Raw genomic sequence first — 18,818 nt, 5'->3', positions numbered from 1 at the left:
TACACGCCGCCGCGATCGTGGGTCCCACCGCCGCCGGCCCGTCGTGCGTCCCCTGCGCGACGGGCCGGCGGCGGGTCCGGGCGCGATCGCCGGCTCGGCGGCGGCTCGCGGGTGGCCGGGTCAGACGAGCCGGCCGCCGCCGTCGACGTGCAGGACGGTGCCGGTGACGTACGGGTTGGCGATGGCGAACAGCACCGCTCGGATCAGGTCGTCGGGCGTGCCGACCCGGCGGGCCGGGTTGCGCTGTGCGACGCCGCGCAGGAACGCGTCCTTGTCGGCGCCGAGACCGTCCCACGAACCGGTGTCGACGATGCCGGGCGAGATCGCGTTGACCCGCACCGGCGCGATCTCCACCGCCAGGGCCTGGACCAGGAACGCCAAGGCGCCGTTGGTGGTGGCCATCACGGTGCGCGCGGGCGCGGGGCGCCACGCGGCCACGCCGGAGAAGAAGGTGAACGAGCCGTCCGGCTCGACCTGCGGCGCCAGGTGCTTGGCGAGCAGCAGCGGGCCGATCACCTTGGCCGCGAACGCGTCCTGGACGGCCGCGAGTTCCAACTCGGCCAGCGGGCCGTTGGCGGGTCGCGCCGCGGTCGACACGAGATGGTCGAAGCGGCCGACCTTCGCGGCGAGTGCGGCGATCGAGTCCTCGTCGGTGAGGTCGACCGGGACCACGTCGACCGGACCGCCGAGTTCGCCGGCGGTCCATTCCAGCTTGCGCGGGTCGGGGCCGGCCAGGATCACATGGGCTCCGGCGGCGGACACGTCGCGGGCGAGGAGGCGGCCGGTGTGCGAGCCGGCGCCGACGACAACGATGCGGCGGTCGGCGAGCGAGGCGGATGCGGACATGACGGAACACCTTTGCGACTGGGGATCGGATGGTTCGACCGCGAGAACGCGCTGCTGCGCTGCGGCCGGGTCACCACCTTCGCGCCGGAGATCGTCATGAGTCCAAGTCTTGTTTTCTACCGCCGGCATGAAATCTGTTCATGACCGGTGCACCCGGACCGGCGAAGCCGGCCGGGAAGGTCGGGGGCTCGCCGCGCAACGGGGGGATCGGGCCGGTCCCGACCTCCCCGCTCGCGGCGGCCGGGTCAGCGCAGCGACAGGCGTTGGCCGGGGCGGATGAGGTCGGGGTCGGGGCCCACCATCGCCAGGTTCTTGGCGTAGAGGGCCTGCCAGCCGCCCGGGATGTGGTGCGTGGCGGCGATATCGGACAGGGTGTCGCCGGGCCGGACCTCGATCTCGTCGGTGTTCGCGGGCGGCGCGGACTGTTCGGTGGAGGATGCGGGCTCCTCCCGGGGGCCGGAGGCGGGCGGGGCGGACGCGACGGACTTCCGGGTACGGTCGGGCTGTTTGGCCGTGGAGCGTTCGGCGCGCCGGGCGGGGCCGGCGCCGGTCAGGCCGGCCTTGCGTCCGCAGACGGGCCAGGCGCCCGCCCCCTGTGATCGCAGTACGTTCTCGGCGACGCGGATCTGTTCCGCCTTGGGCGCGTCCTGCGCCCGGCCCTTGCCGCCGTGAGCCTTCCACGTGCGCTCATTGAACTGAAGTCCTCCGTGGTAGCCGTTGCCGGTGTCGGTAGCCCAGTTGCCGCCGCTCTCGCAGCGTGCGACCCGGTCCCAGGTGGCGTCGTCCGCGGCCTGGGCCTGGGCCAGGGCGGCGAAGCCCACGAGTGAGGTCGCGACGACACCGACCACGGCCGAGTCGCGCAGGCGGCGCAGGCCGCCGGCTCGGGATGATTCGTCACGGTGCGAAGTGCTGTGAGAAAGCATGGATTCCCTTCGGAATTCCCCCTGTGGGGCTCGACCGGCGGCGATTCGCGAGGAATCCGTTCCGGCCATCCGAATCGCCCGGATGCTTGTGACGAGCGTTTCGATGCCTCCACCTCGCGACGAGGTCGCGAGTTCGTCCGTGACTGCACGGCGAAAAACCGGGGGTGCGGTCTGCACTTGGCGCAGACGGTAGACAACCCGTGTCGTCGATATCAACGACCGATTACGTTTCCGCAGGCCACAGCGGCATTTCTCGCGAGTGTCGCGGCCGGCGCGCAGGCTTTCCCATGGACCGGTAAATGTGTTGCCCCGCCGCCGTTCGGTCGGCGACTATACGGGTGATTTCGGTGGGCCAAAGGAGTTCCGGACGCAGCCGACCGCTCACCTTCGAGGTTGCCGATCCGGCTCCGGAGCAGGGATTTCGATGGAGCGGATTCTGTCGCGGGCCGAACAATGTGGGGTGCGCCCCGATAAACCTCGGAGGGCGTCCGGAAGATTTCCTGGTGCCGACGGCCGGGCCTTTCCGGGAAGTCTTTCGGGCAGCCGGTACCCTCTGCGCGCGATCGGCGATTCCAGAAGGTTGACGACCGTCGGTTTCGTGTCGGCAAATAGCAGATAATAGTATTAAGACCATGAGCCGCAAGGGCCCTCGGGCGTGATCCGGGTGGCTGCCGTTCGAGTGCGGGCCGCCGGGGCGGGTGTCGCGTCGGATATGCCTGGCCGGCATGGGAGCAGTGCGCAACATGCGTTGGTGCCATGGATTCGGGGTGGGCGAGGATCACCGTATGACGACGAATCGACGACTTGTGCGGATGTCCTCACCCGTCGGTGTGGTGCCCGCGCAGGGCTACAGTCAAGTGGTGACCGGTCCCGGTCGGCTGGTGGTGGCCTCCGGGCAGCCGGCGATCGACGAGCATGGCGAACCGGTCGGCCCGAGGGACCCGGACACCCAGGCGCGGCAGGTGTTCGCGAACCTCGGGCGATGCCTGGCGGCGGCGGGGGCGACGTTCGACGACGTTGTGAAACTCACCCACTTCACCACCGACATCGGATACCTGGCGAGCATCGGTGCGGCCTGGGACGAGTTCGTCGACCCTCGGCACGAACCGGCCAGTGTCGCGATACAGGTGCGCGCGCTGTCGCGGCCCGAGTTCCTCCTGGAGGTCGAGGCGATGGCCCTGGTCGCGCCGTAGGGCCATCGGGCGCGGCACGGCGTTTCGGACCTGCGGTGCCGGCTGTCAAGCCGTGCGAAGTGGCCTGGAATGCACGGTGGTTGCCGGACCTCTCGGGCTCACGGACGCTTTCCGGGACGTCACGGATTGGCGGCCGGTGCCGTCGTACCGGGTGCCGCGTCGGCCGATTTCCCTTCCATGCACAGGAGTTCCGTATGTCTGCGAGTTGCCGTCGATAGGATCGGCGCGGCATTTGGGACGCCGCTTGGTGACCGAGGGGGATCTGTGCGTGAACGGGGCGAGGACCGGGTGGAGTGGGTCGAGCGCGGGGTGGACGTGCGGGTGCCGAGCATCGCGCGCGTCTACGACGCGGCGCTCGGCGGCAAGGACAACTTCGCCGTCGACCGGGCGGTGGCCGAGGAGTTGATCAAAGCCGTGCCCGGGGCGCGGGACGGCGCGTTGGCGAATCGGGCGATTCTCTCGCGGGGGGTTCGGTTCCTGGTCGAGCAGGGGATCGACCAGTTCATCGACCTGGGTTCGGGGTTACCGTCGGCGGAGAACACGCACGAGGTCGCCCAGCGGCACGACCCGGGGGCGTCGGTGGTCTACGTCGACATCGACCCGATCGTGCTCGCCCACGGACGGGCACTGTTGGCGGAGAACTCGCGGACCCGTGTGGTCACCGCCGACGCGCGCGACCCGAAGGCGGTGCTCGCGCTCCCTGAGGTGCGCGAACTCGTCGACTTCGACCGGCCGGTGGGCCTGTTGATGGTTGCGATCGTGCATCACCTGGAGGACGACGAGGACCCGGCCGGCATCGTCCGGACCTATCTGGACGCGCTCCCGTCGGGGAGTTATCTGTTCCTGACCCACTTCTGGGCCAATGGCACGCCCGAGGCCGCGGTGATCGAGGAGGTGCTGCACGGCGCGCACAACACCGGACGGTTCCGTTCCCGGGAGGAGATCGCGGGCTTCTTCGACGGCCTGGATCTGGTCGAACCCGGCCTGGTGAACCTGCCGTTGTGGCGCCCGGAGGATAAGGTGCCGGACCCGCTGCCGGTGTCCGGCACGCTGTTGCTGGGCGGGATCGCCCGCAAGCCGTAGTCGGGTCGCCCCACAGGTGGCCTACTTCCTCGGAGGCGCGGTGCTGGTGCGGATCACCAGTTCCGGATGCAGCAGGTGGCGGGCGGCTTTGGTGCGTTCGCCGCGCAGGCGTTGGAGGAGGGTTTCGGTGGCCAGCCGGCCCATCTCCTCCCGCGGCTGGTTGATCGTGGTCAGCCCGATGTGCCGCAGCCCGGCCAGGTGGGTGTTGTCGTAGCCGACCACGGAGACGTCCCCGGGCACCCGCACGCCGGACGCGGACAGTTCGCCGATGATGCCGACCGCGTTGAAGTCGTTGGCCGCGACGATGGCCGTCGGCAGGGTGCCGCGGTCCAGCAGTGCCCGCGCGGCACGGGCGCCGCCGGTGTCGGTGTACTCGCTCGGCACGACGGACAGGTGCCGGCTCAACGCCAGGCGGGTCATGGCCTGTTCGTAGCCGCGGCGGCGGACCGCGGCCTGCGAGCCGGCGCCGCCGTCCACGTGCACGATGTCGCGGTGGCCGAGTGCGGCCAAATGCTCGACGGCCAGCGCCGATCCGGTGGCGCCGTCGTCGTTCACGGTGTCCACCCGGGCCGCCCGTACACTGCGCGCCACCAGCACGGTGGGCACCTGGGCGGCGGCATCCTCGATCGCGCTGGTCTCCACAACCGGGCCGAGCAGGACCAGGCCGGCGGGGTGGAACTGGAGCAGGCGTTCCAGGCTGCGACGCTCGTGCGCCGGACGGCGTCCGCCGGTGCCCAGGATGATGTCCATGCCGCAGGCGTGCGCGGCGGCCTCGACGCCGTCGACCACCTCGGCGAAGTACGGGTTGTGCAGGTCGGAAATCATCACGCCCAGCGTGCTGCTGCTGCCGGTGGCCAGGGTGCGGGCGTTGAGGTTGGGGCGGTAGCCCAACTCGCGGGCGGCGGCCAGGACGGCCTGTCGGCGCACCTCGCTGACCTTGGGCGAGTCGCGCATCACCAGCGACACGAGCGAGCGGGAAACCCCGGCGCGGGCGGCGACGTCCTCGAGGGTGGGTCCGGACACTGATGCTCACCTTTCTCCCGGTGTGGAGCCTGTCCCGACGTGGAGCCGACGGTCGGGCCGTGGGGGAGACGCTCGACGCCCCGGCGATCGACGACCTGCCGACGCCGAGGTTCGGCGTCCACCGATTCGACGCGTTCGACCATCCGGCGAGCCCGCGACCCGCACAACCGCGACCCCACCCGACCCCACCCGATGCCGCGGCGCCGCGCCGCACGATCGGCCCCCGGCGACGCCGGAGCCCCGGCGATCCGACGGCCGACGGCCGTGGAACGAAGATTACACGCTTGGCGCGCTCCAGCGAATGGAGCGCTCCAACCCACAGCGGCGCGGATCCCCGAACAGTCCGACGAATGGCTGTAATGCCCATCGGTTCGGGTGTGTCGGCGACGTTAAGCGAACGTTACGAGTGACCCTTGACACGCTCGGATGGCGAGTATCAGGCTTGGGGCGTTCCCGGATTGGAGCGCTCCAATCCGGAGGCGCTCCGAACGACGGCAGTCGAACGGGCGGCCGTCGAAGCCTCGTTGCCCACCTGCCCGTCACCCAATCACCCAGTAGCCCAATCACCCAGTAGCCCAGTAGTCCTCTTGCCCACTGGAGACATGAACCTGATGCGTATCGGAGTCGCAGGCGTGGGGCGGATCGGCGCGATGCACGCGCGGAATCTCACGAGCCTGGAGACGGTCGACGAACTGGTCCTGTTCGACCCGCAACCGGGTCGGGCGGATGCCCTCGCGAAGGAACTCGGCGCCGAGGCGGTCGACGACCCGGAGGCCCTGCTCGGCACGGTCGACGGCGTCGTGGTGGCGACCCCCACCGACACCCACCCGCAGATGGTGCGGCGGACCGTGGCCGCCGGCGTACCGACGCTGTGCGAGAAGCCGATCGCCTCGGACATCGCCGGGATGATCGCCCTGATCGCGGACGTGGAGGCGAGCGGCGTGCCGGTCCTGGTCGGCTTCCAACGCCGATTCGACCCGGCCGTGACGGAGTTGAAGCGCCGTCTCGACGCCGGCGAGATGGGTACGCCCTATCTGGTCCGCGCGGTCGGCCAGGACGCCGCGCCGCCGGACTTCGGCTACCTGCCCGCGTCCGGCGGGATCTTCCGCGACCTGCTGATCCACGACCTGGACGCGGTGCCGTGGTTGCTCGGCGAACCGGTCGTCGAGGTGTTCGCGAGCGGATCGGTGCTGGTGGACGAGGCGTTCGCGAAGGCGGACGACGTGGACAACGCGGTCGTGGTGCTGCGCTTCGGGAGCGGGGCACACGCGGTGCTCACCGGCGGACGGCACGATCCGGCGGGTTACGACCACCGGATCGAGGTGCTGGGCTCGGCCCAGTCGCTCACGGTGGGCCTGGATCCCCGGACGCCGTTGACCTCGCTGGAGGCGGACGGCCCGCAGGCCGGCCCCGATGCCTACCCCGGTTTCCCGGAACGGTTCGCCCGCGCCTACGGCAACGAGATGCGGGTGTTCGTCGAGGTGGTCGCCGGGCGGATGGCCAACCCGTCCCCGGTCCGCGACTCGCTGGCCAGTCTGGTGCTCGCGGACGCCTGCGAGCGGTCGCGCCGCGAGGGTCGTGCGATCGAGCCCGCGGCCGTACTCGCCGCGGCGAGCGCGGCGCCGGCCACGGAGGTGGCCTGATGAGCGGACCGGTCCCCGGGGCGACGCCCGGCACCCCGGCCGCGCCGACCGCCGCCGACCCGCCGTTCACCCCGACGCCCGCGGCCGCTTTCGCGACATCGGCCGTCCCGTCCTCGCCGGACCTGCGGCTCGCCGGTGCGCCGATCTCCTGGGGCGTGTGCGAGGTGCCCGGTTGGGGCCCGATGCTGCCGACGGACACGGTGCTCGGCGAGATGGCCGAGCTCGGCCTGACCGCCACCGAATCGGGCCCGCCCGGCTACCTGCCGGACGATCCCACCGTGCTCAAGGGTGTGTTGGCGGGGCACGGCCTGACCCTGGTCGGCTCGTTCGCCGCGCTCGTGCTGCACGAGCGGGACCGGGTCGCACAGTCGGCCGCGGCGGCCGAACGCACGGCCGCGTTGATCGCCGCCGCCGGTGGCGAGGTGCTCGTACTGGCCGCCGCCACCGGCCTGGACGGCTACGACGCCCGACCCGAACTCTCCGGCGCGCAATGGCGATGCCTGATCGAAGCGGCCGAGGAGGTCGCCCGGATCGCCGGGGGATACGGCCTGCGAACCACCCTGCACCCGCATGTGGGCACGCACGTGGAGACCTCGACGGAGGTCGAGCGTTTCCTCGACGACAGCACCCTGCCGCTGTGCCTGGACACCGGTCACCTGCTGATCGGCGGGACCGACCCGCTGGACCTGGTCCGTCGGCACCCCGACCGGATCGGGCACGTGCACCTCAAGGACGTGCACGCCGACACCGCCGCGCTGGTGCGATCCGGCGCGCTGACCTACGCCGACGCCGTCGGGCGCGGCATCTACCGCCCGCTCGGCGAGGGCGACGTCCCGGTCGCCGAGATAGTGGCGACCCTTCGGGCGGCCGGCTACCGCGACTGGTACGTGCTGGAACAGGACACCCGGCTGACCGACGACCCGGACGACGCGAACCTGCCCCGCCACGACACCGCCCGCAGTCTGGCGCACCTGCGCGGCATCTGAACGCCGACGCCCGTGCGCGCCCGGTGGGTTCGGTGCCCTTGCCGGCCGCCCGGCCGGGTACGACATCGGTATCGGGCCGCGAGCCCGTACCGCCGCACGCCGCTCACCCGTACCACCGTCCCTCGCCCACCCGTCTACGGGGATCCGCACCGTTGTGGATCGACTCCCGATCCGACCCGTTCGTCCCGTTCGTCCAGACCGTTCCGACCGTCCTGACGAGGAGTACTCGATGCCCCGACGTTCCCTGGGATTCGCCGCCGCCCTAGGCGTATCCGCGCTCGTCCTCGCCGCATGCAGCAGCCCATCCGGTTCCGACCCGGATGCCGAGAACACCCCCAAGGGCGCTCCGACCGCCGCGGCCAAGGGGAACAACACCGTGGCCGTGATCACGCACGGCTCGGCCGGGGACGCGTTCTGGAGCGTCGTGCAGAACGGCGCGCAGGACGCGGGCAAGAAGCTGGGCGTGGACGTCCAGTACCAGGGCAACGGCGACCCGGCCGGCCAGGCCCGGTTGATCGACAACGCGGTCACCCAGGGTGTGGGCGGCATCGTGGTCTCGATGGCCAACCCGGACGCGCTGGCCAATTCGATCAAAGCGGCCACCGCCAAGGGCATTCCGGTGATCACCATCAACTCGGGGCAGGCCAAATCCACCGAGTTCGGTGCGATCGCGCATGTCGGCCAGGACGAATCGATCGCCGGCGAGGCGGCCGGCGCCAAGCTCAAGCAGGCCGGCCGTACCAAGATGTTGTGCGTCATCCACGAGGCGGGCAACATCGGCCTGAACCAGCGATGCGACGGCGCCAAGGCCGGTTTCGGCGGCCAGACCCAGACACTCCAGGTGGACATCGGCAACCCCACCGACATCCAGGCCCGCATTCGTGGCGCGCTCCAGTCGGACTCCTCGATCGACGCCGTGCTCGCGCTCAACCCGCAGGTGGCCGCGGTCGCCGTGGGCGCCGTGGGCGACGCGAACTCCAAGGCGCAGATCGCCACCTTCGACCTCAATCCGGATGTGGTCACCGGGATCAGGAACGGCAAGATCGTCTTCGCGGTGGACCAGCAGCAATACCTCCAGGGCTACCTGCCGGTGATGATGATCAAGCTCTACCGGGACAACGCCAACACGGTCGGCGGCGGCAAGCCCGTACTGACCGGACCCGGCTTCGTCGACAAGAACAACGTCGGCGCGGTGGCCGAGTACGCGCAGCGGGGGACCAGATGAGCACGAGTTCCTCGACGCCCTCGGTGCCCACCGAGGCGGCCGGCGGCGCGGATCGCGCCGCGCCCGCGCCTGCGGCCGGCGCCGTTGCCGTCGAGCCCGGGCCGGACGAACGGGTGGCGCCCGCCCGGCTCGCGCACCGGCTGCTGATCCGCCCGGAACTGGGCTCGCTGATCGGCGCCGTGCTGGTCATGTGCTTCTTCGCGATAGTCGCGGACGGCTTCTTCACCGCCTCCGGAGCGGCGACCTGGCTGGACGACTCGGCCACCCTGGGCATCATGGCGGTGGCCGTGGCGCTGCTGATGATCGGCGGCGAATTCGACCTGTCCGCCGGTGTGATGACCGCCTCGACCGCGCTGATCACGGCGATGCTGGCGACCCGGGCCGGTTGGTCGGTATGGCCCGCACTCGTCGTGTCGCTGGTGTTCGCACTCGCGGTCGGCGCGCTCAACGGCTGGCTCGTGGTGCGTACCGGACTGCCCAGCTTCATCATCACGCTGGGCACGTTCCTGGCACTCCAGGGCCTCAATCTCGGGGTCACCCGGCATGTGACGAACAGCGTGCAGGTCAGCGGGATGCGCTCGACCGACGGCTACGAGTCGGCCGGCCGGTTCTTCGCCTCGACCATGGCCATCGCCGGCACCGAGATCCAGGTCTCGGTGCTGTGGTGGCTGGTGCTGGCCGCGCTGGCGACCTGGCTGCTCGCACGGACCCGATTCGGCAACTGGATCTACGCCGTCGGCGGCGCGCCGGTCAGCGCGCGCAACGTCGGCGTGCCGGTGGACCGGACCAAGATCGTGTTGTTCATGACCACGGCCGGCGCCGGCTGGCTGGTCGGGTCGATCAACATCCTGCGCTACACCTCGGTCCAGGCCAATCAGGGCATCGGCCTGGAGTTCCAGTACATCATCGCCGCGGTGATCGGCGGTTGCCTGCTCACCGGCGGCTACGGCTCGGCGATCGGCGCCGCGGTGGGCGCGCTGATCTTCGGCATGGCCCGGCAGGGCATCGTCTACGCGAAGTGGAACAGCGACTGGTTCCAGCTCTTCCTCGGCGTGATGCTGCTGGCGGCCGTCCTGGTCAACAACTCCTTCCGGCGCCGCGCGGAGAGGTCCCGTCGATGACGAATCCACCAGCTCGGCCGCAGGCCGGGGAACCGAGCACCATCGAGAGCGCCGCCGCCGCGGAGACGGGCGCGACCAAGGCCCCGGCGAGCGGTCCCGGCACCGGCGCACACCTGCTCGAACTGCGCGGCGTCGGCAAACGGTTCGGCAGCGTGATCGCCCTCGACGACGTGTCCACCTCGGTCGACGCCGGCGAGGTGACGTGCGTCCTGGGCGACAACGGCGCGGGCAAGTCGACCTTCATCAAGATCCTGGCGGGCGTGCACACCAACGAAAGCGGCGCATACCTCGTCGAGGGCACGCCGGTGCGGTTCTCCTCGCCCCGACAGGCCCTGGACCGGGGCATCGCCACGGTCTACCAGGATCTGGCCGTGGTGCCGCTGATGAGCGTGTGGCGCAACTTCTTCCTCGGCTCCGAACCGCGCAAGGGCCGCGGCCCGTTCTCCCGGCTGGACATCGCCGAGGCGCGCGGCACCGCGCGCCGGGCCCTGTCCGAGATGGGCATCGATCTGCGCGACGTGGAACAGCCGGTGGGCACACTCTCCGGCGGCGAGCGCCAGTGTGTGGCGATCGCACGGGCCGTGCACTTCGGCGCCAAGGTGCTGATTCTGGACGAGCCGACCGCCGCGCTCGGCGTCAAGCAGGCCGGCGTCGTGCTCCGTTACATCGCGCGGGCCCGCGACCGGGGTCTGGGCGTCGTGTTCATCACCCACAACCCGCACCACGCCTACCCGGTGGGCGACCGCTTCCTGCTGCTCAACCGAGGCCGCAGCCAGGGTTGCTTCGGCAAATCCGAGATCACCCTGGCCGAACTCACCCGACAGATGGCCGGCGGCGCCGAACTCGAGGCACTCGCACACGAGTTGCACGCCGAGGCCAAGGCATGACGGCGCCCGTGCCGGAGCGGGCCGACGGTGCTCGACCCACCCTCGGCCCGGACTCGGGGCCGGCCCTCGACGTGCTCACCGTCGGGCGCGTCGGTGTGGATCTCTATCCGCAGCAGAGCGGCGTCCCGCTCGACCGGGTCGAGACCTTCGCCAGGTCGCTGGGCGGCACCGCCACCAACGTGGCGGTGGCCGCCGCCCGGCTGGGCCGCCGCTCCGCGGTGCTGACCAAGGTCGGCGCCGACCCGTTCGGCACGTATGTACGCACCGCCCTGGCCGACTTCGGCGTCGACCCGACCTGGGTGGCCACGCACGAACGGCTGCTCACCCCGGTGGTCTTCTGCGCGCTCGACCCGCCCGACGACCCGCCGCTGCTGTTCTACCGGCTTCCGGTGGCCCCCGACCTCACGCTCACCGACGAGGATGTGCCGTGGGAAGCGGTCCGCGACGTGCCGGTGTTGTGGGTGACCGGCACCGGGGCGAGCACCGAGCCCTCACGCGGCACCCACCGGCGGATGCTCGCCACGCGGGGCCGACGTGCGCACACCGTGCTCGACCTCGACTACCGCCCGATGTTCTGGCCCGACCCGGCCGCCGCGACCCGGTACATCGGCGAACTCGTCGACGAGGCCACGGTCGTGGTGGGCAACCGGGCCGAGGTCGCGATCGCGGTCGGCACCGCGGATCCGGACGAGGCGGCGCGCCGACTGCTCGATCGCGGCGTGCGCCTGGTCCTGGTCAAGAAGGGTGGTGAAGGCGTCCTGGTGGCGACGCCCGAAGGCAGCACCACGGTCGCCCCCCGCCGCGTCGAGCCGGTGTGCGGACTCGGCGCCGGCGACGCCTTCGGCGGGGCCCTCGTGCACGGACTGCTCGCCGGCTGGGACCCGGTACGCATCGCCGAATACGCCAATGCCGCCGGGGCGCTGGTCGCCGCCCGACTCGCGTGCGCCGACGCGATGCCCACCGATGCGGAAATCGAGAACCTCATGAACCACCCGATGCTGGAGAACCGAACGTGATCAGCGACCGCGACTGGACCAACCTGCTGGCGACCCGGGCGAACCGCCCCGACGCGGTACGCGCCGCGTACGCGGAGCGCCGGCGCCGGCCGCGTCTGCTCTCCGCGCACGGCACCCTCTTCCTGGTCGCCGCCGACCACCCCGGGCGCGGTTCGCTCGGGGTGGGCACCGACCCGCTCGCCATGGCCGACCGACGCGACCTGCTCGGCCGACTGGTCGAGGCCCTGGAACACCCGGACGTGGACGGGGTCCTGGGCACCCCCGACGTGATCGAGGAACTGCTGCTCCTGGGCGCCTTGGAGGACAAGGTGGTGATCGGTTCGATGAACCGGGGCGGCCTGGCGGGCGCGTCCTGGGAGATAGACGACCGCTTCACCGGCTACGACGCGGACGCGATCCGCCGATACCGGCTCGACGGCGGCAAGATGCTGCTGCGCATCGTCGACGAGGACGCGGGCACGATTCCCACCCTGGAGGGCTGCGCCCGCGCGGTGAGCGAACTGGCCGAACACGGGATCCGGGCGATGATCGAGCCGCTGCCCTACCGGCGCGACGCCTCCGGGCGGCTGGTCCTCGATCGGGGCACCGCCGCCAACGTGCGCGCGGTGACCGTAGCCTCGGCACTGGGCACCACCTCCGCGTACACGTGGCTCAAGCTGCCCGCGACCGACGAGCCGGACCGGGTGGCCGGCGCCACCACCCTGCCTACCGTCGTACTGGGCGGCGTGCCCTCGGCCGACCCGCGGGCCGACCTGTCCTCGTGGGGGCGGGCCCTGGCCCAACCGGCCGTTCGTGGCCTGGTGGTGGGCCGCGCACTGCTGTACCCGGCGGACGGCGACGTGCGCGGCGCGGTGGCCGCGGCGGCGCGGGTGCTGCGCGCCGCGAACCCGCGAGCGATCGAGGTGATCGCGTGAACGACCCGACCCTGTTCCACCCCTGGGGCACCGCCACCGGCGCCGAGGACCCGCTGCTGATCACCCCCGAACTCGCCGGCTGGCGCTACAGCGGCCTGCGGGTGATCCACCTGCCCCCGGGCGGCCGGCGGGATCTGGCGACCGGGGGCCACGAGGTCGCGGTGATCCCGCTGGCCGGGTCCGCGACCGTGCAGACCGAGGGCCGCCGCTTCGAACTGGCGGGCCGCGAGAGTGTGTTCACCGCCGTGCCGGACTTCGCGTACGTGCCGCGCGACGCCGAACTGCGGTTGTCCAGCGAGCACGGGTGTCAGCTCGCGCTCGCCTCGGCGCGGGCGACCCGGCGGCTGGACCCGGCGTACGGCCCGGCGGCCGGCGTGCCGGTCGAGGTGCGCGGCGCCGGGCGCGCGACCCGACAGGCGAACAACCTGATGACCCCCGACGCCTTCGAGGCGGACAAGCTGATCGTCTGCGAGATCCTCACCCCGGACGGCAACTGGTCCTCCCACCCGCCGCACAAGCACGACACGGCCAGTGCGCACGAGAGCGTCAACGAGGAGATCTACTTCTTCCGGGTGGCCGGCCGGGACGGACGCACCCCCGACCGGACCGGCTTCGGCCTGCACCGCACCTACACCACCGACGGCACGATCGACGAGACGGTGACCGTTCGCGACGGCGACGTCTTCCTGGTCCCGCGCGGCTACCACGGCCCCTGCGTGGCCACCCCCGGACACCACCTCTACTACCTCAACGTGATGGCCGGCCCCGCCGACGAGCGGGCGATGCTCGCCTGCGACGACCCCGCCCACCACTGGGTACGGGAGAGCTGGGCCGATCAGAGACCCGACCCCAGGTGCCCGCTGACCCCGCTGCCGACGCCGGATGGAGGAACCCGATGAGCACGCCGAAGCCGGCGTCCACCGCGACGCCCGGTGCCACCGTGCGGCTGACCACGGCCCAGGCCCTGGTGCGCTGGCTGGTGGCCCAGGAGAGCGAACTCCTCGACGGCCGGCGAGCACGACTGTTCCCCGGCGTGTTCGCCATCTTCGGTCACGGCAACGTGCTCGGCCTGGGCGACGCGCTGCACGAGGCCGGCGAGGCGATGCCGGTCTGGCGCGGCCAGAACGAACAGGGCATGGCACTGGCCGCCGTCGGCTACGCCCGGGCCACCCAACGCCGCCAGGTGCTCACGGCCACCTCCTCGATCGGGCCCGGCGCGCTGAACATGGTCACCGCCGCGGGCGTCGCGCACGCCAACCGGCTGCCGCTGCTCCTGCTGGTCGGCGACACCTTCGCGAGCCGCGCCCCGGATCCGGTGCTGCAACAGGTCGAGCACTTCCACGACCCGAGCGCGAGCGTCAACGACGCCTTCCGCGCGGTCAGCCGCTACTGGGACCGGATCACCCGCCCGGAACAACTGATCGCCACCCTCCCGCACGTGGCCCGGGTGCTGACCGACCCGGCCGACTGCGGGCCGGTCACCCTCGCACTGCCCCAGGACGTCCAGGCCCAGGCGTACGACTTCCCGCTGGCCCTGTTCGCGCCGCGCCTGCACCGGCCGCTGCGACCGCGCGCCGACCTGGACGAACTCGCGGACGCGGCAGCGCTGTTGCGCGGCTCGAAGCGGCCGCTGCTGGTGGTCGGCGGCGGCGTGCGCTATTCCGGCGCGGCGGGGGAGGTGTTGCGGGTGGCCCGGGCGCACGGTGTCCCGTTCGCCGAGACGGTCGCCGGGCGCACCCTGCTCCCGCACGACCACCCGCTGCACGCCGGACCGATCGGGGTGACCGGCTCCGCCTCGGCCAACGCGCTCGCCGCCGACGCGGACCTGATCCTGGCCGTCGGCACCCGCCTCCAGGACTTCACCACCGCGTCGTGGAGCGTGTTCGCCGCCGACGCGCGCCTGGTGTCGATCAACGCGGCCCGATTCGACGCGGTCAAGCGGCACGCCGCACCGGTGACCGCGGACGCCCGCGAGGCGCTGCGCGAACTCGGGCCGCTGCTGGGTGAATGGCGAGCGGACCCGGTGTGGACCGCGCGGGTCGAAGGTGAGCGGCGGGCCTGGGACGGGGTGGTCGATCGGCTGCGCGAGGTGGGGGAGCCGGCCGCGCCGCCGACGTACGCGCAGGTCGTGGGCGTGGTCAATACGATCGCCGGGCCCGACGACTACGTGCTCACCGCCGCCGGCGGGCTGCCCGGCGAACTGGTCGGCGGCTGGCGGGCCCGCGGCCCGATCGGCGCGGCGACGATGGACGTCGAGTACGGGTTCTCCTGCATGGGCTACGAGATCGCGGGCGCGTGGGGCGCGGCGATGGCGCGGCCGACGGGAGTGGTCACCACCCTGCTGGGCGACGGCTCCTATCTGATGCTCAACTCCGAGCTGTACTCGGCCGTTCTGTCCGGACACCGGTTCGTCGCGGTGGTCTGCGACAACGGCGGATACGCGGTGATCGCCCGACTCCAGGAGGGGCAGGGCGCGGCGCCGTTCAACAACATGATCACCGACTGTCGGGGCCCGGGCGCAGCCGCGGACCACCGGGTCGACTTCGCCGCGCATGCCGCGGCGTTGGGCGCCGAGGTGTTCACCGCGGACACCGTCGAGGCATTGGCGAAGGCGTACGCGGCGGCGCGGGCGGCTCACGGGCCGGCCGTGGTGGTCGTGCGTACCCGGCCCGATCGCTGGACCGAGGCAGGCGCGTGGTGGGAGGTGGGCGTGCCGGAGGTGTCGGCGCGGCCGGAGGTGACCGTGGCGCGCGAGCGCATGGACCTGGCCCGGGCCGAGCGGGCCCGCAAGGGTTGAGGCGCGGCGGGCCCGCGACCGGTGCTCGTCGACCGGCCGCGGGCCCGCGCGGTGTCGCCGGGAGGACGCTTCGGTCAGGCCGCGATCGGCCGGGAGGGCAGCCCGGCGCCGGCCCTGGCCTGGGCGAACGAGCGCAGCAGCCGGTCGTGGATGGCGCCGTTGGAAGCCACCAGTTCGCCGTCGCCGGGCTTCCAGTCGGCCCCCTCGAAGGTGGTGGCCCGACCGCCGGCCTCGCGCACCAGGATCGCGCCGGGCGCCCAGTCCCACGGGCCGCAGCGCTGCTCCCAGTACGCGTCCAGGCGACCGGCCGCCACCCAGGACAGATCGATGCCGGCGCAGCCCAGGCGGCGCACGTCGCGGGTGTCGTTGACCACGGACAGGAACTCGGCCAGGTTGTTGTCCGGATCGGTGGCCCGGGACGGCGGGAAGCCGGTGGCGATCACACTGCGGCCCAGCGCGCGGGTGTCGGACACGTGCAGGCGCTTGCGGCCCTCGTAGGCGCCGCGGCCGGCCTCGGCCCAGTAGGTCCGGCGCCGAGTCGCGTCGGCGACCACGCCCAGCGCGAGTTTCTCGCCGTCCCAGAACGCGATCGCGCACGCGTAATGCGGCAGCCCGTGGGCGAAGTTGGTGGTGCCGTCGAGCGGATCCACGAACCAGGTCGGCCGGCGCAGATCCAACTCGGCCAACCCGCCGCCCTCTTCGCCGACCACCGCGTCCTGCGGGTAATGGCTGCCCAGCCAGGCCCGGACCAGTTTCTCCACCCGCAGGTCGGTCGCGGTGACCAGGTCCGCAGCGGAGGACTTGAGCCGGATCCGCCGGGGGCGCCCGGCGCGGCGAATGGTCTGGGCGGCCTCTCGGGCAACGCGCAGGGCCGCGAGCGTACGGGGAAGGGGGAAGACCACGGTGTCGCTCCTTGCCTACGGCGGTCGATGAGACCGATGCCCGATCGATCGGGAGCCGAGGGTCGGCCCACGCGATCGGCCCGCGGCCTTCGCCCCACGCGAAAGCCGTTCCCGGGGCGTGCCTTCGGTCCCGCGTCGTGGTGCTCGGCGAGGTCGAAGGCGCGTCCCGCATCGGGTCGCCGTCGTGCAATAGATTGCCCCTGCATTATGTCGAGGCCGGCCGCCGTCCACCACCAGGTTGGCCGCGGGCCCGAACGCCGGGTCGGTGGCGGTCGGCTCGCGGGCATCCGCCGTCGTGATCGCGGGAGTTGTGGGTCGTGGACCGACAACCGATCGAACACGAGAGCCACCGGCAGACCGTCTCCAGCGCCCTGTGCCGAGCCGAATCCGAGGAACGATCCACCACCCTTCGCTCGGCGTGCGGACCACCGACCGGCTCCGACGACTCCGCGGGCATACGGCCGGCGCATGCGAATGGTGACGGCGTGATCACTCGTTGGCCGAAACGCCTTCCGCTGAACACGCCCGGTGATCCGCGGCCGGCCCGGACGGTGCGGTGCGGCGGAATCGGGGATGAGGGGCATCGCCGGCAACTCACCGTGCGGATGTGGCCACCGTGGGTGGAGGAAGATCGTGATTGTCACGGTTGTGGTTGACATGGGGGTATGTGGGTCATATTCCGGAGGTAGTACCCGCACGGCCGCTAGGTACGAGAGCTCGGTGGCGGGTCCGTGGCTCGGGGGCGGTCGCGGTGCCGGTGGTACCGGGACGCGGACGCGGGATCGGCCACCGATGCGCTCGACGTTCGACGAGGAGCGTCGTCATGGCACGACCGGTCGGTATCGATCTGGGCACGACCAATTCGGTGGTCGCGATTCTGGAAGGCGGTGAACCCACCGTCATCGCGAACGCGGAAGGGGCGCGGACGACCCCGTCGGTGGTCGCGTTCGCGAAGAACGGTGAGGTGCTGGTCGGCGAGGTGGCCAAGCGCCAGGCGGTGACCAACGTCGAGCGCACCGCACGATCGGTGAAGCGGCACATGGGCGACAACTCGTGGCACTTTCCCGACGTCGGCGACATCGACGGCAAGCGGTACACGGCGCAGGAGATCGCCGCCCGGGTCCTGCAGAAGCTCAAGCGCGACGCCGAGGCGTACCTGGGCGAGAAGGTCACCGACGCGGTCGTCACGGTGCCGGCGTACTTCGACGACGCCCAGCGGCAGGCCACCAAGGAGGCGGGCGAGATCGCCGGACTCCAGGTGCTGCGCATCGTCAACGAGCCCACGGCGGCGGCGCTGGCATACGGCCTGGACAAGGTGCGCGATCAGATGATCCTGGTGTTCGACCTGGGCGGTGGCACGTTCGACGTGTCGCTGTTGGAGATCGGCGAGGGCGTCGTGGAGGTCAAGGCGACGCACGGCGATACCCATCTGGGCGGCGACGACTGGGATCAGCGGGTCATGGACCACCTGGTCAAGCAGTTCAAGAACGCGCACGGCGTGGACCTGTCCAAGGACAAGATGGCCCTCCAGCGGCTGCGCGAGGCGGCGGAGAAGGCCAAGGTGGAACTGTCGAGCGCGACCGAGACCTCGATCAACCTGCCCTACATCACCGCTTCGGCGGAGGGCCCGCTGCACTTGGACGAAAAGCTCACCCGCGCCCAGTTCCAGCAGTTGACGGTCGATCTGCTGGAGCGCTGCCGCGGGCCGTTCCACGCCGCGATCAAGGACGCCGGCATCTCGATCGCGGATGTCGACCAGGTGGTGCTGGTGGGCGGTTCGACCCGGATGCCGGCCGTCACCGAACTCGTCCGCGAACTCACCGATGGCAAGGAGCCGAACAAGGGCGTCAACCCGGACGAGGTGGTCGCCGTCGGCGCCGCGCTGCAGGCCGGTGTGCTCAAGGGTGAGGTCAAGGACGTCCTGCTGCTGGACGTGACGCCGCTGTCGCTTGGTATCGAGACCAAGGGCGGCATCATGACCAAGCTGATCGAGCGCAACACCACGATCCCGACCAAGCGTTCGGAGATCTTCACCACGGCCGAGGACAACCAGCCGTCGGTGCAGATCCAGGTGTTCCAGGGCGAGCGCGAGATCGCCGCCTACAACAAGNNGCTCGGCATGTTCGAGCTGACCGGCCTGCCGCCGGCCCCGCGCGGGCTGCCGCAGATCGAGGTCACCTTCGACATCGACGCCAACGGCATCGTGCACGTGTCCGCGAAGGACCTGGGCACGGGCAAGGAGCAGTCGATGACCATCAC

At 71.6% G+C, this 18,818-nt stretch carries 16 protein-coding genes; 12 read left to right on the top strand and 4 right to left on the bottom strand.

The features are described 5' to 3' along the window. Nucleotides 1-120: 120 nt before the first annotated feature. Together A3IC_RS0135295 and A3IC_RS72705 are read right to left on the bottom strand one after the other, a co-directional pair. Nucleotides 121-846: an SDR family oxidoreductase gene (locus A3IC_RS0135295; RefSeq protein ID WP_020554800.1), complete on the bottom strand. Its 726-nt coding sequence runs from the start codon at nucleotides 844-846 to the stop codon at nucleotides 121-123. A gap of 245 nt (nucleotides 847-1,091) precedes the next feature. After that, on the bottom strand, nucleotides 1,092-1,769 hold the full coding sequence (locus tag A3IC_RS72705; protein WP_020554799.1) for a LysM peptidoglycan-binding domain-containing protein: 678 nt from the start codon (nucleotides 1,767-1,769) through the stop codon (nucleotides 1,092-1,094). Between the two features lie 785 nt (nucleotides 1,770-2,554). Between A3IC_RS72705 and A3IC_RS0135285 the strand changes: the two genes are divergently transcribed. Further along, complete coding sequence (locus A3IC_RS0135285; protein WP_040877687.1) at nucleotides 2,555-2,962, top strand: RidA family protein; 408 nt, start codon at nucleotides 2,555-2,557, stop codon at nucleotides 2,960-2,962. A gap of 264 nt (nucleotides 2,963-3,226) precedes the next feature. Next, entirely contained in the window at nucleotides 3,227-4,045 is an 819-nt protein-coding gene (locus tag A3IC_RS0135280) for an SAM-dependent methyltransferase (protein WP_020554797.1), read from the top strand. A 21-nt stretch (nucleotides 4,046-4,066) separates the two neighbouring features. Here the strand turns inward: A3IC_RS0135280 and A3IC_RS0135275 are convergent, their stop codons facing one another. Beyond that, nucleotides 4,067-5,068: a LacI family DNA-binding transcriptional regulator gene (locus A3IC_RS0135275; RefSeq protein ID WP_020554796.1), complete on the bottom strand. Its 1,002-nt coding sequence runs from the start codon at nucleotides 5,066-5,068 to the stop codon at nucleotides 4,067-4,069. Nucleotides 5,069-5,670: 602 nt separating this feature from the next. On the opposite strand from A3IC_RS0135275, the gene A3IC_RS0135270 reads away from it, so the two are divergent. The 9 genes from A3IC_RS0135270 to iolD all read left to right on the top strand — a co-directional run bounded on the left by A3IC_RS0135270 (nucleotide 5,671) and on the right by iolD (nucleotide 15,657). Then, on the top strand, nucleotides 5,671-6,711 hold the full coding sequence (locus tag A3IC_RS0135270; RefSeq protein ID WP_211232326.1) for a Gfo/Idh/MocA family protein: 1,041 nt from the start codon (nucleotides 5,671-5,673) through the stop codon (nucleotides 6,709-6,711). Beyond that, the gene (locus tag A3IC_RS0135265) at nucleotides 6,711-7,697 is read left to right on the top strand and encodes a TIM barrel protein (RefSeq protein WP_020554794.1); all 987 of its coding nucleotides are present in this window, start codon (nucleotides 6,711-6,713) and stop codon (nucleotides 7,695-7,697) included. The genes A3IC_RS0135270 and A3IC_RS0135265 overlap by 1 nt, the downstream gene beginning before the upstream one ends. Before the next feature lie 229 nt (nucleotides 7,698-7,926). Further along, entirely contained in the window at nucleotides 7,927-8,922 is a 996-nt protein-coding gene (locus tag A3IC_RS0135260) for a sugar ABC transporter substrate-binding protein (protein ID WP_020554793.1), read from the top strand. Further along, entirely contained in the window at nucleotides 8,919-10,043 is a 1,125-nt protein-coding gene (locus A3IC_RS0135255) for an ABC transporter permease (RefSeq protein ID WP_020554792.1), read from the top strand. Before A3IC_RS0135260 ends, A3IC_RS0135255 begins: the two co-directional genes overlap by 4 nt. Continuing rightward, entirely contained in the window at nucleotides 10,040-10,930 is an 891-nt protein-coding gene (locus A3IC_RS0135250; protein WP_020554791.1) for an ATP-binding cassette domain-containing protein, read from the top strand. Before A3IC_RS0135255 ends, A3IC_RS0135250 begins: the two co-directional genes overlap by 4 nt. Continuing rightward, nucleotides 10,927-11,946, top strand: coding sequence for a 5-dehydro-2-deoxygluconokinase (iolC, locus tag A3IC_RS0135245; RefSeq protein WP_020554790.1), 1,020 nt, complete (start codon nucleotides 10,927-10,929; stop codon nucleotides 11,944-11,946). The genes A3IC_RS0135250 and iolC overlap by 4 nt, the downstream gene beginning before the upstream one ends. After that, complete coding sequence (locus tag A3IC_RS0135240) at nucleotides 11,943-12,860, top strand: Cgl0159 family (beta/alpha)8-fold protein (protein WP_020554789.1); 918 nt, start codon at nucleotides 11,943-11,945, stop codon at nucleotides 12,858-12,860. Before iolC ends, A3IC_RS0135240 begins: the two co-directional genes overlap by 4 nt. Then, nucleotides 12,857-13,759, top strand: coding sequence for a 5-deoxy-glucuronate isomerase (iolB, locus tag A3IC_RS0135235; protein ID WP_020554788.1), 903 nt, complete (start codon nucleotides 12,857-12,859; stop codon nucleotides 13,757-13,759). Before A3IC_RS0135240 ends, iolB begins: the two co-directional genes overlap by 4 nt. Next, nucleotides 13,756-15,657 carry a 3D-(3,5/4)-trihydroxycyclohexane-1,2-dione acylhydrolase (decyclizing) gene (iolD, locus tag A3IC_RS0135230; protein WP_020554787.1) on the top strand — a complete coding sequence of 634 codons (1,902 nt, stop codon included), beginning with the start codon at nucleotides 13,756-13,758 and terminating at the stop codon, nucleotides 15,655-15,657. The genes iolB and iolD overlap by 4 nt, the downstream gene beginning before the upstream one ends. Before the next feature lie 74 nt (nucleotides 15,658-15,731). On the opposite strand, the gene A3IC_RS0135225 is transcribed toward iolD, so the two are convergent. Beyond that, nucleotides 15,732-16,559, bottom strand: coding sequence for an inositol monophosphatase family protein (locus A3IC_RS0135225; RefSeq protein WP_020554786.1), 828 nt, complete (start codon nucleotides 16,557-16,559; stop codon nucleotides 15,732-15,734). A gap of 823 nt (nucleotides 16,560-17,382) precedes the next feature. Here A3IC_RS0135225 and dnaK point away from each other — a divergent pair. Further along, nucleotides 17,383-18,818: molecular chaperone DnaK (gene dnaK / locus A3IC_RS0135220; protein ID WP_020554785.1), on the top strand; the 1,436-nt coding region annotated here is incomplete at its 3' end.

The organism is Embleya scabrispora DSM 41855 (genome assembly GCF_000372745.1).
Taxonomy (GTDB): Bacteria; Actinomycetota; Actinomycetes; order Streptomycetales; family Streptomycetaceae; genus Embleya; species Embleya scabrispora.
This window is presented reverse-complemented; position numbering and strand designations above follow the sequence as displayed.